12 protein-coding genes, 1 tRNA gene and 2 pseudogenes are annotated in these 16,242 nt (G+C 66.0%); 4 read left to right on the top strand and 11 right to left on the bottom strand.

The features are described 5' to 3' along the window. The 3 genes from D7V88_RS27795 to D7V88_RS27785 form a co-directional block, all read left to right on the top strand. Positions 1-470 (top strand): hypothetical protein (locus D7V88_RS27795; protein ID WP_120543649.1); only part of this gene is annotated, 470 nt, incomplete at its 5' end. A 111-nt stretch (positions 471-581) separates the two neighbouring features. Continuing rightward, positions 582-1,838: a hypothetical protein gene (locus D7V88_RS27790; protein ID WP_120543651.1), complete on the top strand. Its 1,257-nt coding sequence runs from the start codon at positions 582-584 to the stop codon at positions 1,836-1,838. Between the two features lie 10 nt (positions 1,839-1,848). Beyond that, on the top strand, positions 1,849-2,481 hold the full coding sequence (locus tag D7V88_RS27785) for a polysaccharide biosynthesis/export family protein (protein WP_120543648.1): 633 nt from the start codon (positions 1,849-1,851) through the stop codon (positions 2,479-2,481). Here the strand turns inward: D7V88_RS27785 and D7V88_RS27780 are convergent. The 6 genes from D7V88_RS27780 to D7V88_RS27755 all read right to left on the bottom strand — a co-directional run bounded on the left by D7V88_RS27780 (position 2,478) and on the right by D7V88_RS27755 (position 8,796). Beyond that, positions 2,478-3,302: an inositol monophosphatase family protein gene (locus D7V88_RS27780; protein WP_120543647.1), complete on the bottom strand. Its 825-nt coding sequence runs from the start codon at positions 3,300-3,302 to the stop codon at positions 2,478-2,480. The genes D7V88_RS27785 and D7V88_RS27780 overlap by 4 nt on opposite strands. Before the next feature lie 50 nt (positions 3,303-3,352). Then, a complete protein-coding gene (locus D7V88_RS27775; protein WP_120543646.1) occupies positions 3,353-3,934 on the bottom strand; it encodes a TlpA family protein disulfide reductase in 582 nt (193 codons plus the stop codon). A gap of 4 nt (positions 3,935-3,938) precedes the next feature. Beyond that, entirely contained in the window at positions 3,939-5,411 is a 1,473-nt protein-coding gene (gene mpl / locus D7V88_RS27770; protein ID WP_120543645.1) for a UDP-N-acetylmuramate:L-alanyl-gamma-D-glutamyl-meso-diaminopimelate ligase, read from the bottom strand. 8 nt (positions 5,412-5,419) lie between these two features. After that, positions 5,420-6,583, bottom strand: a complete 1,164-nt coding sequence (locus tag D7V88_RS27765) for a serine hydrolase domain-containing protein (protein ID WP_120543644.1) — start codon at positions 6,581-6,583, stop codon at positions 5,420-5,422. Beyond that, the gene (locus D7V88_RS27760) at positions 6,580-7,494 is read right to left on the bottom strand and encodes a S66 peptidase family protein (RefSeq protein WP_120543643.1); all 915 of its coding nucleotides are present in this window, start codon (positions 7,492-7,494) and stop codon (positions 6,580-6,582) included. Before D7V88_RS27760 ends, D7V88_RS27765 begins: the two co-directional genes overlap by 4 nt. Positions 7,495-7,626: 132 nt before the next feature. After that, on the bottom strand, positions 7,627-8,796 hold the full coding sequence (locus tag D7V88_RS27755) for an RsmB/NOP family class I SAM-dependent RNA methyltransferase (RefSeq protein ID WP_244238431.1): 1,170 nt from the start codon (positions 8,794-8,796) through the stop codon (positions 7,627-7,629). A gap of 168 nt (positions 8,797-8,964) precedes the next feature. Between D7V88_RS27755 and D7V88_RS27750 the strand changes: the two genes are divergently transcribed. Beyond that, a tRNA-Asn gene (locus tag D7V88_RS27750) sits at positions 8,965-9,037 on the top strand. A gap of 339 nt (positions 9,038-9,376) precedes the next feature. On the opposite strand, the gene D7V88_RS27745 is transcribed toward D7V88_RS27750, so the two are convergent. The 5 genes and pseudogenes from D7V88_RS27745 to D7V88_RS45685 form a co-directional block, all read right to left on the bottom strand. Then, a complete protein-coding gene (locus D7V88_RS27745; RefSeq protein ID WP_147448892.1) occupies positions 9,377-11,098 on the bottom strand; it encodes a restriction endonuclease subunit S in 1,722 nt (573 codons plus the stop codon). Further along, positions 11,088-12,530 carry an N-6 DNA methylase gene (locus tag D7V88_RS27740; RefSeq protein ID WP_120543640.1) on the bottom strand — a complete coding sequence of 481 codons (1,443 nt, stop codon included), beginning with the start codon at positions 12,528-12,530 and terminating at the stop codon, positions 11,088-11,090. The genes D7V88_RS27745 and D7V88_RS27740 overlap by 11 nt, the downstream gene beginning before the upstream one ends. Then, entirely contained in the window at positions 12,527-15,067 is a 2,541-nt protein-coding gene (hsdR, locus tag D7V88_RS27735; RefSeq protein WP_208726508.1) for an EcoAI/FtnUII family type I restriction enzme subunit R, read from the bottom strand. Before hsdR ends, D7V88_RS27740 begins: the two co-directional genes overlap by 4 nt. Before the next feature lie 97 nt (positions 15,068-15,164). Further along, a pseudogene (locus D7V88_RS44690) lies at positions 15,165-15,910 on the bottom strand (IS5 family transposase). A gap of 125 nt (positions 15,911-16,035) precedes the next feature. Further along, positions 16,036-16,242, bottom strand: a pseudogene (locus tag D7V88_RS45685) (IS701 family transposase); the annotation flags it as partial.

Here is a 16,242-nt window from a genome sequence, read left to right as displayed (position 1 = left end):
CCCCCGCCCTGGACAAGGCCAACGAGGTGCCGGACAGCGAGAAGGTGGCTCGCAGCACCCAGGCGCTGGGCGGCATGCGCGAAGCGCTGCGCCAGGTGCTGGAGAAGGTGGAGGAGGCGCGGGGCACCAAGGACGTGGTGAAGCTCAACTGCGCCAACGAGAAGCTCACGCAGATCAAGGGCCTCCTGCGCATCTCCGAACAGGCGGACGTGGCGCTCCAGGAGGCCGTCAGCAAGCAGGAGGCGGCGCCCGGTGAGCACGAATTCACCAAGGTGATGATCGCCCAGCAGAAGGTGGGGCAGTTGCGCTCGGCGGCCGAGGAGTGCATCGGCCAGCTCGCCTTCCGCACCGACGAGAACCTCTTCGTGGAAGTGGAGGAGCCCGACAACCTGCCCGGTGGCGACCCCACGCGCCCCGCGCCGCCGCCGGATCTCGTGGTGCGGCCCCCGCCCGCGAGCCCCATCGACTGAGTGTCCGGCCCGTTCTCACGCAGCGCATCACCGACCGTGGAGCGTTTGTTCCCGGTGGGGAAAACCGCGTGCTATGCCGGCCGCACCCTCTTCCGGAACGCCTCTGACCTCATGACGCAGCCTGGGACATTCCGTCTGGCCCTCACGGCCCTGGTGCTCGCGGCGCTGCTGCCGCTGAGCGCTCCGGCCCAGGTCATGGGCGGACGTGCCCCGGGTGGCAATGGCATCAAGGTGGGCAACGGGCGGCTGCACCCGACGCTGGACCTGGAGACGCGGCTGGACAGCGGCGTGGGCTACTTCCGCGACCAGGGCACGGGCCCGCTGTCGCCGGACCTGTCCGGGGAGCTGGCGCTGCACATCCGCCCCGGGCTGATGCTGGACGTGCCGTCGCAGAAGCTGGCGCTCTCGCTGCGCGGCAACCTGGACTACGTCGCCTACACGGGCTTGCTGACGTCGGGCTCCAGCGCGGCGTCCTACCTGGGAGGCCTGGCGGACCTGGCGCTGCGCTTCGACCCGGAGGGCACGCTGTCCGTGGAGATTGGCGACCAGCTCACCCGTTCGGACCGCACGCGGCAGGTGGCGCTGGGCGCGGGCATCCTGTCGCTCTACAACGAGACGCGCGTCCGGGCGCAGTGGAAGCCCGGCGGGGGCGCGCTGGAGCTGACGCCCGCGCTCGTGTACGCGATGGAGTTCTTCGAGCCGCTGGGCGGCCTGCCCGCGGTGGGCTGCACGGAGGCGGAGTGTGATCCGCTCGCCGCCAGCCAGTTCAACTACGGCAACCTGCTGGTGGGCGTGGAGGGCCGCTGGCGCTTCCTGCCCAAGACGGCGCTGGTGGCGGACACCGGCCTGACGTACCGGGGCTACTTCAACGACACCACCACCCCCAGCGCGGCCCTGCTGCACGCGATGGCGGGCGTCGCGGGGCTCGTGTCGCCGCGCATCACGCTGACGGCGAAGGCCGGCTGGAGCCAGAACCTGGGCGCGGGCGGCGGCGGCACCGTGGTGGCGATGGCGGAGGGCACGTACCTCTGGGGCCCGACGCTCACCCTGAAGGGCGGCTACCTGCGCGCCTTCGAACCCGTGGCCGCCTACGGCACCTTCCGCGACGACCGCATCTACGCGGAGGCCCGGTCGCTGATGGGCTCGCGGCTGGCGCTGCACGCGGCGGGCGCGGTGGACTTCCTCTCCTTCGCGGGCGACCGGAGCGACACGGTGGTGTCGCTGGACCTGGGCCCGGAGTACCAGTTCCGCCCGTGGCTGATGGGCGCCCTGGGCTACACGCTGACCAGCCGCTCCTCCTCCCTGGACGCCAGCGGCCTCAACTACGCCCGCAACGAAGTCTATGCGCGGCTGTCCGCCACGTACTGAGGCCGCGCGCATGCGCTCCCCGCGGACCGGCTCGCCCCTCGCCTCACGCCTGCTCGTGCCGGGACTGCTGGCCCTGCTCGTGGCCTGCCACGCGGAGACGCGCCCGCCACCGCCCGCCCCCACGCCGGCCTCCGCGGCGGAGCGCGCGAAGACGGCCGGCGGAAGCCTGGGCCCCGGCGACGTCGTGGAGGTGCGCGTCTTCCAGGAGCCTGAACACTCCGGCACCTGGCGCGTGTCCCCGGAAGGCACCATCGACTATCCGCTGTGCGGCAAGGTGCCGTTGTCGGGGCGCACCGCCAGCTCCGCGGCGGACGTGCTGCGCGACTGCCTGACGCGCTACCTGCGCCGGCCCCAGGTGGCGGTGCTGGTGCGCGAGTACAACTCGCAGAAGATCTTCGTCTTCGGGGAGGTGCAGAAGCCCGGCACGTTCCCGGTGGATGGCGAAATGTCCATCATCCAGGCGATTACGCTGGCGGGCGGCTTCACCAAGCTGGCGGCGAAGAACAACACGCTCGTCACGCGCGTGGTGGACGGGCAGGAGCGCAAGATTCGCGTGCCCGTGGAGGACATTGGCGTGGGCCGCGAGCGCAACTTCCTGCTCCAGGCCGGCGACATCGTCTTCGTGCCGGAGAGCTTCTTCTAGTCGCGCGACTTCCAGTGCAGCTCCGCCAGGAAGCGCTTCGCCTGGGCCAGCAGCAGCGGGTGCAGCGCCGCGCCGCTAGCGAGCACGTCGCCCTTGAGCACGTCGAAGGGCCCCCCGTCGATGTGCACGATGACGCCGCCGGCCTCCGCCACCAGCAGTCCGCCCGCGGCGATGTCCCACGGCTTCAACCCGAACTCGAAGTAGCCGTCGAAGCGGCCGGCCGCGACGTACGCCAGGTCCAACGCGGCGCTGCCGGTGCGGCGCATGCCCTGCGCCAGGAGGATGAGCTGGGTGAAGAGGCCCACGGGCAGGTCCGGGCGCTCGCGCACGTCGTAGGGGAAGCCCGTGCACAGCAGGGCCCGCTCCAGGTGCTCCGCGGGGCTGGCCTGGATGGGGCGACCGTTGAGGGTGGCGCCCTCCCCCTTCGCGGCGGAGAAGAGCTCGTCCAGCATCGGGTCATAGACGGCGCCGGCAATCACCCCTTCGGGCCCCTCCACCGCGACGCTGACGCAGAAGTGCGGCACCTGGTGGGCGTAGTTGGTGGTGCCGTCCAACGGATCCACCAGCCAGCGGAAGGTGTCGGTGCCCTGCCAGGCGCCGCTCTCCTCCGCGAGGATGGCGTGGTGCGGGTGGCGCTCGCGGAGGAAGTCCAGGAGCGCGGCCTCGGAGGCGCGGTCCGCGTCCGTGACCAGGTCGATGCCGCCCTTGAACTCGATGGTGCGGTGCTGGGGGAAGCGCTCCCGGAGGATGCGGCCGGCCATCCGGGCGCCCTCCTCCGCGGTGCGGCGCAGGGCGGCGGGCGTGTCGGAGTCCTGGGCCATGTGGAGGCATCCCCTTCGGGGTGTGGAGGTCAGCGGCCCTTCAAGGGCCCTCAGGGCATGGGTTCGGCGAGCAGCGCTTCGATTTCCGTCTGGAACCGCTGGAGGAATTCTTCGGCGAATCCTTCGTGCACGTGCCGCACGACGCCCTTGCGGTCAATCAGGAAGGTGGTGGGCATCAGCCGGACCTTCAGCAGGCGCTCGGACACCAGCGCATTGGCGTCCAGGAGGATGGGCACCTCCACCTTCGCCTCCTCCAGGAAGGGCGGAATGGCGCGCATGTCCTCGTCCACGTTGAGGGCGTAGGCCTTGAAGCCGCGCGGGCCGTATTCCTTCTGGAGCGCCGCGTACATGGGCAGCGCGTCCTTGCAGGGCTCGCACCACGTGGCCCACACGTCCAGGAGGACCACCTGGCCCCGGTCGCTCTTCAAGTCGTAGGGGCTGTTGTCCGGGTAGCGCTTCACCTGGAAGTCGAGCGGCGCGTTCGGACGGCGCTCCGACTCCAGGGCCGAGGCGCTGGTGCGAGGCCCACCGGCCCCCTGCGAGTCGGTGAGCGACGGCAGCGGCTTGGGCGCGGCGGAGCAGCCGGCGACGAGCGTCAGCAGCCCCAGCGAGGTGATGAACGGAAGGCGCATGGGTTCAGGTCCCCTTCCCGGCCCGGGCCTTCAGGGCGGTGAGCAGCTTGTCGATGAAACCACCAAAGGCGCCGTTGCTCATGACGAGCAGTACGTCGCCGGCCTTCGCCTCGGAGGCCACGCGCTCCACCAACGTGGGCACGTCGGTGGCGCCATCCGCGGCGATGCCCTGGGCCTTGAGCGCCTCGATGAGCTTCGGGACGTTGAGTTCCTCGCCCTCGGGCACCTTGTCGTGGCGCTCGGGCACCTTGAGGCTGGCGCGCGTGGCGCCGGGGAAGGCGTGCGCGTAGTCCTCCTGGTGGATGTTGCGGCGGCTGGTGTTGGAGCGGGGCTCGAAGATGGCCCACAGGCGCCGGTCCGGGTAGCGGTGGCGGATGGCGGAGATGGTCTCCCGCACGGCGGTGGGGTGGTGCGCGAAGTCGTCCACCACGAGCACGCCGTCCACATCCCCGCGCACCTCCTGCCGGCGCTTCACGCCCTGGAAGGTGGACAGGCCCTGCTGGATTTCAGCGAAGGTGAGGCCCAGGCCGCGCGCGGCGGCGATGACGCCCAGCGCGTTCTCCACGTTGTGCGCGCCGGACATCGGCAGCGTCACGGTGCCCAGCGATTGGCCGCGCTCCACCACGTCGAAGCGGGCGCCATCCGGGCCGAAGGAGAGGTTCTTCGGAGTGAAGTCCGCGTCCGCGCCCTCCTTCGCCACGTAGGTGATGACGGGCGCGGTGCCGCCAGCGCGGGCGATGCGCACGGCGTTGGGGTACGCGGCGCAGACGACGAGCTGGCCGTCCTTGGGGACCAGGCGCACGAACTTCTCGAACGTGGCCTCGTAGTGGGGCAGGTCGCGGAAGATGTCCGCGTGGTCGAACTCCACGCTGGTGAGGATGGCGGTCCGCGGGCGGTAGTGGAGGAACTTGGAGCCCTTGTCCCAGTAGGCGGTGTCGTACTCGTCGCCTTCGACGACGAAGTGCGGACCCTTCCCGACGCGGTAGTTGCCCGCGTAGTTCTGGGTGACGCCGCCCACGAGGAAGGACGGGTCCTTGCCGGCGGCCACCAGCACGTGGGCCATGAGCGAGGACGTGGTCGTCTTGCCGTGGGTGCCGGCGACGACGACGGAGTGCGAGCGGTCCAGGAAGAGCGTGCCCAGGGCTGCGGGGAAGCTCATCTGCTTGAGGCCGCGCTCGCGCACGGAGGTGGCTTCCGGATTCACGCGGCGGATGACGTTGCCGATGATGACGAGGTCCGGGTTCGCCGCGTCCAGGTTGGCGGGCGCGTACGGGGTGCGCACGGGGATGCCCCACGCCTGGAGCATGTCGCTCATGGGCGGGTAGACGTTCTCGTCGCTGCCGGTGACGTCGTAGCCGGCGGCCTTGAGCATGCCGGCGAAGGAGCCCATGCCGGTGCCGGCCACGCCCACCAGGTGGATGCGGCGCACGGACTTCGGGTCGAGGGTGTCGAGGACGTTGCCGTTGTCGTCAGCCATGCTGTCCCTTAAGGGAGTGCGGTGAGGTCGAGCGCCTCCACGACCAGTTCGTGGAAGGCGGGGCGGAAGTCGCGGATGCGCAGGTCCTGACGACCCTGGGCCACGCGGTTGGTGATGAGGGCGACGACGAGCGAGCGTCGCAGGTCCACCCAGAGGCTGGTGCCGGTGAAGCCCAGGTGGCCCACCGCGCCCGGGGGCGTGTCGCCGATGAAGCGGCCCGCGCTGGAGTGTCCGCGCGAAGGCGAGTCGAAGCCCATGGAGCGGGTGCTGCCTTCGATGAGCGGATCCGTGGCGAGCAGCCGGTGCCATAGGGGCGCGGGCGCCAGCGCTGCATGGGTGCCCGCGCAGCCCTCCAGCACGGCCTGACCGAAGCGGGCCACGTCCACGGCGGTGCCGAAGAGGCCCGCGTGGCCCGCGACGCCGTCCAATACCCAGGCGTTGTCATCGTCCACCTCGCCGGGGCGTGAAGGCCGCGAGGGCACGTCCTTCCACAGCGACTCCTGGCCGGGAGCGGGCTCGCGGGGGCGCATCGCACCGGTGTGCGCGGTGGCGCCGTCCACGGGGAAGTCGGTGAGGCGGTGGAAGCGGGCGTGGAGGCCCAGGGGTTCCGCGACGTGGCGGGAGTACAGCGTATCCAGCGGGGCGTTCGCGGCGCGAGAGAGGATGTCGCCCAGGAGGATGAAGCCCACGTCGCTGTACGCGGTGCGCGTGCGCACGGGCGCATCCAGTGGCGTGGAGGCGGCGGCGCGCAGCACGTCCTCACGGGCCTGGGTGCGCACGCTCGCGGAGCAGCCTGCGTCGAGCAGCTCCGGCCGGGCCTTGAGGGCCTCGGAGAAGAACGGGACGAAGGGCGGCAGGCCAGAGCGGTGGTAGAGCAGGTCCGCGACGGTGACGCCCGCGTCGCCGGCAGGGGTGCCAGGGTGGTAGCGGGACACGAGCGTGTTCGGGCCCACCTTGCCTTCGGTCCACAGGCGCAGGAAGAGCGCGGTGGTGGAGAGGACCTTGGTGAGGGAGGCGAGGTCGAAGCGCGTGTCGCCCGTGGCGTTGCCCGCGACGCCGCCGAAGACCTGCATCCCCTTGTGGAGCACCACCGCCTGGGCGGCGGGAAAGATGCCCAACTCCACACCGTCATCGAGCACGGCCTGGAGGTTGGCGATGGGATGCGGGTTCATCCGGGGCTCACCGCGCCTTCGAGGAAGGTGAGGCGGGCGGCGTCGGCATCCAGGCGCACGTGCGTGCCGAACGCGACGGGGTAGTTGATGGCCCCGTGGCCGATGGGGAAGCCCGCGGCGCAGGGCAGCTTCGCGTCCCGGGCCAGCTCGCGCAGCACGTCGGCGCTGGAGTACCCGGCGTCCTTCTCCTCGCAGGCAGTGAAGTCGCCCAGGACGATGCCGCGCACGCGGGCGAAGACGCCGGCGAGGCGCAGGTGGGTCCACATGCGGTCGATGCGGTAGGGGCGCTCGGTGACGTCCTCCAGCAGGAGCACGGCGCCGTCGAGCGGCGGCATGTAGGGCGTGCCCAGGAGCCGGGAGAAGACGGACAGGTTGCCGCCCACGAGGACGCCCTCGGCGGTGCCGGGGACATAGGTGGCATTGCCGTGGAGGGGCGGCGGGGCCTCCGAGGATTCGAGGAGGCGGAAGAGGTAGTCGTGGACCTGGGACGACTGCCGGCCGAGCTGCGTGAGGACGGGCGCGTGGAAGGAGACGCGGCCCAGGGCCTGGAGGGCGCAGTGGATGGACGTGAGGTCAGAGAAGCCGGTGAAGGCGACGGGCCCGGCCTTGTCGAGCGGCAGTTCGGGAAGCAGCCGCGAGCTGCCGTAGCCGCCCCGGGCGCAGAAGATGGCGCGGGAGGCGCGGTCGAGGAACGCGTGGGACAGCTCCTCCTGGCGGCGGGCGTCGTCACCGGCGAGGTAGCGGTGCGAGGCGCCCAGGTCGGGCCGGAGCACGGGGGCGTAGCGCTCGGAGAGGATCCGGAGGCCGGCCTCGAAGGGGGCCTGTTCGAAGGGCCCTGCGGGAGCGACGACATGGACCGTGTCGCGGGGACGAAGTGGAAGGGGCTTGAGCCAACGCACGCTGCGCTTCATAGCACCGGGGGCGGAGGCGACACGGTGATTCAGGGAGGGCCCGGCCCGAAGCGTTGAGTACCGCTGCCAGGCGGAACGAGGCCCCGTGGAGCGCTCGGTCGGCTGCTTCCCATGAATCAAGCGGAGGGTGCCCTACCCCACCGGATCCGCGCGTTCGAGCACGGCGGCGAAGAAGCCATCCGTGCCGTGCCGGTGCGGCGTGACGAAGAGGAACCCGTCCTGGACACACGCCTCCGGAAGCCACCCGGCGCCGGGAGGGGCTCGGCGGAAGTCGGGATGGGAGTCGAGGAAGTCCGCGACGACGTCCTGGTTCTCCGCGCGGTTGACGGTGCAGGTCGCGTAGACGACCCGGCCGCCAGGGCGCACGACGTCGGCGGCACGGGCCAGGATGTCGCGCTGGGTGGCGATGAACCGGGAGAGCACGTCCGGGGTGAGGCGGAAGCGAAGGTCCGGGCCGCGGCGGAGCACCCCCAGTTCGGAACAGGGCACGTCCGCGAGGACGCGGTCCGCCCCAAGGCCTAGCGCGGGAGGCATCCGGAGCACCTGGACCCGGGTGAGTCCGGCGCGGGACGTGCGTTGCTGGAGCCGGTCCAACCGTTCCGCGTCCGGGTCGTAGGCCATCAGGCGGCCCGAATCCGCCATCGCGGCGCCCAACTGGAGCGTCTTGCCCCCTGCCCCCGCGCACAGGTCCACCACGGTCTCCCCGGGACGGGCCTCCACGAGGAGTCCCAGGAGCTGGCTGCCCTCGTCCTGGACCTCGAACAGGCCCTCGCGCAGGGAATCCAGTCCGTAGAGATTCGGCCGGGAACCCTCCACCTGGAGCGCCAGGGGGCTCCAGGAGCCAGGACGGGTGGCGACGCCCTCCGAGGCAAGGCGTGCGGCCAGGGCCTCACGGGACAGGCGGGCGGGATTCACCCGGAGGGTGATGGGGCCCGGGACGTTGAGGTGGGCGCAGAAGTCCTCGGCGTCGGGGCCCAGTTCCCGGGTGAAGTGGTCCGCGAGCCAGTCCGGCAGCGAGGCTCGGAGCGCCAGCGAAGGGGGCTCCCCGGTGCGAAGCGGCACCGGAGCTTCCAGGCCGGCCCAGGCTGCGGCCTCCGGGGCGGGAACACCGCCGAGGCCGTGGAGGAGCGCGAACAGGAGCGCGGGAGGCGACGCCTCCTCCGAATCCAGGAGGAACGCGAGGCGGCGGCGCCAGAGGCCCACGTTGAAGACGGCCTCCTTCAGGGCCTGACGTCCGTCGCGGGACAGCGTCCGGTGGGCGCGCAGGGTCCGGTCGAGGACGCGCTCGGCGGGGTCGCCCAAGAGGATCCGGGCGAGCGCCTCGGAGGCAACCGGGCCCCAGCCGTCGAGGGCGGACCAGGGCTGCGAGGAGAGTCGGGAGAGCGGATTGAACGTGACAGTTGACAGAGCAGGCTCGGTTCTCTAGAAATCGCGTCCGTCACGGCAGTGCACCGCCGCGACGGGACATATTCCCCGATAGCTCAGCTGGTAGAGCGGGTGACTGTTAATCACCATGTCCGTGGTTCGAGTCCACGTCGGGGAGCTGAACGAAGGGCCCTACCAACCGGTAGGGCCCTTTTGTTTTACACGGGCCTCGCGATGAACATCGCGGGCCTTTGTGCTGAAGCCCCTGAATCCCAAGGGATTTTGCCTCGCGGTGCTGAAGAGGACGCTCTCGGTCCTCTACCCCGCAGAGCGAGACGCCCCCTCTTCTTCGCAGCCGATTGGGCTCTCTGGAGCGCTCTTTCGCCCGTTTTGGGGAGAGAGAGGCCGAGAGTGGTTAACAGGTGCTGTTAACTTTTAGGGCGGCGGTTAACAACATTCTCCCTGATACCCGCTCCTTGAGCTTGCCCCGGCAGACTCAGTTTACCACCGTCCGCGATCACCCAGCAGAACGCTTGAACCCTTCTGGTAGGGCAATAGACGCGACGAGCGCCTCAGCTAGTTGCTGCGCGCCTTTGGCACGGAGCTGGATCTTTTCCTCAAGGACGTCACAGACCCGCATCATCTCTATGAGCCGCTGCACTATCCGTCGCTGCTCGTCTAGCGGCGGCACTGGAATCGGCGCACCAGCGACCACGCCCTGATTGATCTTGGGCATAGAACCCGCAGTCCCGGAAGCCCGTGCCCGGAAATACGCCCGCGTGGTTTCTGCCGACAAGACCATGTGAACCCAGTCAAGGTCGATGGCAGGGCTAAGACGTAGCTTCATCATCAAATCAGGATAAATGAAGGTGCGAGGAGGACCGCGATAGATCGCTGACGCGCCAACGTACTCAATGGTGTTGGATCTCTGCACTAAGAGATCCCCATCCTCAAGCCAGAGGGATGAATCTGCCGGGATAGCTTCGTCGATATATTTGAAGTGCTGCCCGTTAAACTGCCCCGAAGTGGTTGCCGTGAGCGTCAACGATTTCGTTTGGGTCTCGAACTCGACAGCCTTTGGGGAGTAACCATTTCTGGGACCAAAGAGTGCGGTGTTCTCCAATCGGACCCACGCCCATGATCGAGGGATAGATATGCCAGCATCTGATGCAGCCTTGATTGGGTCTACGTCCGCCCAATCGATCCTGTGGGCACCGAGGTCGGCTTGTAATTTCCGCACGACCCCGGTGCCGTCACCTTCGTCAGCGACCTGCGGAGCTAGCCAACCCCTCACCGCCAGAACACGTAACGCGCGACGGAACTCTGCAACCGCCTCCAATGCGTCGAAAAGCTCGTCGAAGTTGTCGTTAATGCGCCGCAATGCTACCGCGCGGTCGTCCGATGATTCAGCCTTGGTCAGGGCGCTTAGCGCCGCACTCGTCGAAGCCTTGCTGAGTTCAGACTTCCTGACTTGCTTCGCCTCTAGCTGATCGCAGAGGGCAAACAACTGCTCCACCCTGCTGACGATGCGAGCCTGCTCTCCCACCGGAGGAAGAGGTAGCGGAAACTCCCGCAGGCGCTTCATGCTGAGCCCTTCGCGGGAGACACCGACCTGAACGTCCATCACACGCTTCTGAAAATACGGCGAGATGATGCAGAGATGCACAAAGCGTCGCAGCGCCTTGTCCTTCAAGCGAATTATGGCGACATGCTGGCTTACGTTCGCCGCGTCGAAGCCGTCCGGGACAACGGCTGAACGACCAATCGATGCGCCAGTGATGTTGAGAAGAACGTCTCCTGGCTCAACCCACGTTCCGCGCATGTCCTTGTGCGTCTTCAAATCGATGAGGGCTACGTCCGTCAAGCGCAGGCCGTCGTTCCACACGTTCTGCGAGCGGAGAAAGGTGATTCCGGCGCTCTTGTAGACCTTCTTTCCTCCAAGAGGCGTACTGCCTGCTCCGAGCTTGGTCGTTAGGCTCTCCATCGTCGCGGAGCCCCATGAAGGCGGCAGGGGAAATGGAACGGCTGCGGTGCGTGGAAGTTGTGGCTCTGCACTTTTGGAGTCCACGTTTCGTTCCAGCAGGCGGCCCTTAACTGCCAAGTCGAGGATCAGCGAGCGCGCAGCCTCTATCCCGTCTGGTGTACCGAGCACCACTTCGAGCTGCGCGAGGATGCCTCGGGGAAGGGCATCAACCACTTCGACCTTTGCAGCAGATAGTGTGCCCACGTCACGCTCCAAGTGCCTTCTGAAGGTGATTTTTCAGAGATGCTCGTATGGCCGAAACCTCGCGGCTCGTCTCGATGTATTCCCCGAGGAGTTGGTCGGGATCGCCGAGACCGTCGTCCGCAGCACGTGGGTTCTTGATGTCCAGGTTGTAGCTGCGAGCTTTGATGTCGTCGATTGAGACCTTCCACGCCTGATCGGTTTCCTTCCTCTTGTTCCACCACTTCTTTTCCGGGGCGAACTCCTCGACACGCATCGGCTTTGTCTTTGAGTAGCTCTTCACCCCATCGGGATACGGATGTTCGTAAAACCAAATCTCCTTGGTCGGCTCTCCCTTAGTAAAGAAGAGAAGGTTTGTTTTGATTCCCGTATAAGGGCTGAAGACGCCCTTCGGTAGGCGGACGATGGTGTGGAGGTTAGCCTCGGCCAGCAGCTTCTCCTTGATGCGCGTTTTCACGCCTTCGCCGAACAGCGTGCCATCAGGTAGGACGATTCCAGCGCGGCCCTCGGGCTTCAGGAGAGCGAGAAAGAGCACCAGGAAGAGGTCGGCTGTCTCGCGAGTCTGAAACGCCGTTGGGAAGTTTTTCTCGATGCCGTCCTCCTCCATTCCTCCGAAAGGCGGGTTGCTTCCGATGACGCTCACGCGGTCCCGTGGGCCGTAGTCGCGTAGCGGACGCGCGAGAGTGTTGTCGCGACGGATGTTGGAGGGAACCTCAACGCCGTGAAACAACATGTTCGTGACGCACAGAAGATGCGGGAGCTGCTTCTTCTCGACGCCGAGAATCTGCTGTTGGAGTGCCTGCTCGTCTTTGGCGGACTTCACGTACTTGGAACGAACATGCTCGATGGCAGAGGTCAGGAAGCCGCCTGTTCCGCAGGCCGGATCGAAGAACGTTTCGCCGAGCTTCGGATCGAGCTGGTCCACGATGAACTGCGTGACGGCACGTGGGGTGTAGTACTCACCGGCGTTCCCCGCACTTTGCAGATCCGCGAGAATTGTCTCGTAGATGTCCCCAAATTGGTGCCGGTCGGCGGCCTTGTTGAAGTTGATCTCGTTGAGCTTGTTGATGACCTGGCGAACCAGCGTGCCGGACTTCATGTAATTGAAGGCATCCTCGAACACGCTGCGTACTACAGCGGAGATCGCGCCGCTTTTGCCCGTAGCGGGTAACTCCTTCAGCGTCTTGAAGAGGTCGTTGTTGATGAAGTCGAGAAGCGGCTCGCCGGTGATCCCCTCGGGGTTGCTTGCCCAAGTGCGCCAACGCAGACGGATAGGAATGGGCGACTTGTAGTGGTCGTCCAGGAGTTCGTTGGCTGCCTCGGCGTCGTCGAAGACCTTCAGGAAGATCATCCAGACTAGCTGGCTGATGCGCTGGGCATCCCCGTCCACCCCAGCGTCCTTCCGCATGATGTCCTGAATGCTCTTGATCGTGGCGCTGATGCTCATCCTGGGTTCCTCTTCGGCGGGTCTCCACCGTTGTACAGCTCGGACTCTAGTTCCTGAACCGCTTTCTTGTAAGGAGCCTTTCCGCCAAAGCGGCCCACAAGCTCCACAGGCGTGCCGAGCTGCGCGAGAGGCTGAACCTTCAGCACGTTGATGTCCTCGATGTCGTCCACGCCTTCGTCCTGGAACTTGTCGAGCAGCGCCTCCAGCACCGTGCGGCAGGGCTCGCCGAACTTCGCGAAGTAGTTCCGCTTCCGCACGTTGCTCGCGCGGTCTTTGCGCGAGAGCGGCGGTTGATCGAACGCGACGTGACAGATCAGATCAAAGGGGCTGAAGTCTTTTCCGACTTCCTCAGCCAGTGGCTCAAGGAAGACTCCTGCCCGCTCAAGCTCTTCGACGATCACTCTCTTCTGGTCGGCCTTGCTCCACGTCCTCAAAAACGAGTCGAGCGAAGCGTACTTTTCGCGAATCGCCTTGCGGGTGTAGTCCCGAAGCGACTCGGTGACGAGTTGCCCGTCCTTCCCGTAGTACTGCACGCGGGTCGCCATAACTTCGACAGGCACGTCGGCGACGTAGTACTTGCGGCGCGCCCCCTCCTCTTCAGGTTCGTCAGTGTCCGGTGGACCGTCGTCCTCCCCTCCAGAAGACTCCTCTGACTCTTCGTCGTCCCCGCCTGGCGGCGGATCCATCGGGTCGTCGGGGGTCGGCTGGTACACCTGCTCTGGGAAGCCATCGAACTCGGGGTCGGCGAACAACTCCGTGGCCTTCTTGAAGTCGATAATCGTGAAGAAGAGTTTTCCGTAATCCTCTTCAATCCGGGTTCCTCGTCCGATGATCTGCTTGAACTCGGTCATCGACTTGATGCTCTGGTCCAGAACGATGACCTTGCAGGTTCGGGCGTCCACTCCGGTAGACAGGAGCTTGGATGTTGTGACGATGACCGGGTAACGCTCCTCGGGCGATATGAAGTTATCTAGCTCTGCCTTCCCTTCGGGGTTGTCGCCGGTGATCCGCATTACGTACTTCCGGTTCTCTGCGCACAGATCGGCGTTCTCGTTGACCAACGCCTGGCGCATACGCTCGGCGTGGTCGATGTCCTCACAGAAGACGATAGTTTTGTCGTAGCGGCTTGTACTGTTCAGGAACTCGGTGACCTTGTACGCAACAACGCGTGTTCTCTGCTCCAGCACAATATTCCTGTCCATGTCGCGTTGGTTGAAGATGCGGTCTTCGATTTCCTCGCCATGCCTGTCGCGCTGTCCCCTTCTTGGCCGCCAACCGAGCACGTCTTTGTCGAGGTCAATGCGTACAACCTTGTACGGCGCGAGGAATCCGTCCTCGATGCCCTGCTTGAGTGAGTAGGTGAAGACTGGCTCGCCGAAATAGTGGCTCGTCGAAACGTCGGCGGTCTCCTTGGGCGTCGCCGTGAGCCCGAGCTGCGTAGCTGAAGAGAAATAGTCGAGGACGCCCCGCCATGCTGAATTCTCTGAGGCGCTTCCGCGATGGCACTCGTCTACGACGATCAGGTCAAAGAACCCTGGCGAGAACTGCCGGAAGATGTCTTTCCCGGGTTCGGCTCCCGAGATTGCTTGGTAGAGCGCGAGGTAGATCTCGTATGACTGATCGACTTTGCGGTTAGTAATCTTGGTCATCGCTCCTGCGAACGGCTTGAAGTCGTTCGTTTTCGTTTGATCAACGAGGATGTTGCGGTCGGCGAGGAAGAGGATTCGCTTCTTCACTCCTGCTTTCCAAAGCCTCCAGATGATTTGAAACGCGGTGAAGGTTTTCCCGGTGCCGGTTGCCATCACGAGAAGGATGCGATCCTGCTTCTTGGCGACTGCATCGATGGTCCGGTTGATGGCAGTGACTTGGTAGTAGCGAGGAGATTTGCCACTGCCGTCGGAGTAGTAGTCCTGTTGAACGACGGGCTGCTCGCCGGGGTCGATGTTCTTCCAGCGGCAGTAACGCGCCCATAGGTCAGCGGGACTTGGAAACTCGTTAAGTCCAAGTTCCTGCTCTACGGGGTTGGCGTAGCCTGTTCGGTCGTGGAATAGAAAGCCATCGCCGTTTGAGGAGAAGGCGAAGGGAACATCGAGCATCTCCGCATAGTTCAGCGCCTGCTGCATTCCCGCGCCGATGCTCTGAGTGTTGTCCTTGGCCTCGACAATTGCGAGCGGCAGGTTCGGCTTCCAGTAGAGAACGTAGTCCGCGAACTTCTGCTCGCCGCGAGCGACGAGCTTGCCGCGCACGATTACCCGTCCCCGCGTGAGGTGGACCTGCTCGCGGACTTGGAGCTGCACGTCCCACCGGCCACGCTCGATGGCTGGCATGATGTACTTCGTGCAGATGTCCCGTTCTGAGAGCCCCCGCTTGTTCATGAACCCCAAATCATAGGAGCTTTCCACCGAGATTGGATCTTCCGGTCTGTCCTCTGCTACTTCTGTCACGAAGTTCTGTCCTGCCGTCTGTAGGTTTGAGGAGTACCATGTGGCGAACGTCAGGTGGGTACGCCGGAGACGATGTGGGACGGTCTTGCCCACGCCCCGCCTAGCTGTAGCTGGAGCGCCGACGCGACGGCTGCACCACCGAGACGAGCGAGCCGCTGTCGCTTACAGGAGGGCTAGGGGCTGTCCCTGATTAACGCAGCCATAGAAGCATGGAGGCGACGTGCAGGACGGCGAGATAGCTGGTCGCCGTCTTGTCGTAGCGGGTGGCGGCAGCTCGAAAGCGCTTGAGGTCGTGGAAGAAGCACTCCACCCGGTAGCGCAGCCTGTACAGGGTCCGGTCCAATGGAAGCGCTCGCTTGCGGCTCGGGTTCGAATGGATGACAGGCTTCATCCCAAGTTTCCGGACGTTGGCGCGGATGCGGTCGGCGTCATAGCCCGTATCCGCGATGAAGGCGTCGCCTTCGGCATGCACCAGGAGTTGCTCGGCCATCGTGGACTCGTGCTGCTGGCCAGGCGTCAGCGCGAGGTGGAGCGGCTTACCGCCCGTCGTTGTGACGGCGTGAACTTTCGTTGAAAAACCTCCTCGAGAACGCCCCAGAGCATTGCTTCGGCCCCCCCTTTTCCACCCGAGGCGTCCTGGTGCGCCCGGACCACCGAGGCGTCCGCGAGGAAGCCGATTTCATCCACCTCGAGCCGCAGCGCTTTGAAGATGGCTTCCCAGCGCCCTGCTTGGGCCCAGCGGTGGAAGCGGTTGTAGACCGTCTTCCAGTTCCCGAAGCGCTCAGGCAGGTCGCGCCACTGCACGCCCGTCTTCACGCGCCAGATGACGGCGTTGATGAAGTCACGGTCCCCACGCTTCGAGGGCGGGCCGCTGCGCGAGCCCAGCAGGGGCTCAATGCGGCTCCACTCGGCATCGCTCAGCTCATGTCGGCGCACAGCCAGCGTTGATCATGCCTGACGCTGGCTCGCAACCTCCTGATGCCTCTGAAGCCGGGTCCAACCCCGATGTTCGATCCGGCAGGTTGAATTTTCGGACCGAAGATCAGGGACAGCCCCTAGTACTACTTGATCAGATGCGTGACGGCCCGAGAGGAGGAGCGCGGGGATTGAGGTGACGCAGGCAGAGGGGACAGTGGCCGATGCGGCTGAGCAGCAAGTGCTGAAGGCGACGCCGCACCATGGGCAGCGTCCATTGCACTCGCTTCCGGGGGAAAAAGCGCTCGACGCAGCGCGAGGAAGCCGTGGGCCACCATGCAGAGGGTGGCGTG

Source organism: Corallococcus terminator (assembly GCF_003611635.1).
GTDB lineage: Bacteria > Myxococcota > Myxococcia > Myxococcales > Myxococcaceae > Corallococcus > Corallococcus terminator.
The sequence above is the reverse complement of the archived record's forward strand: the minus strand, read 5'-3'. Positions and strand labels throughout refer to the sequence as shown.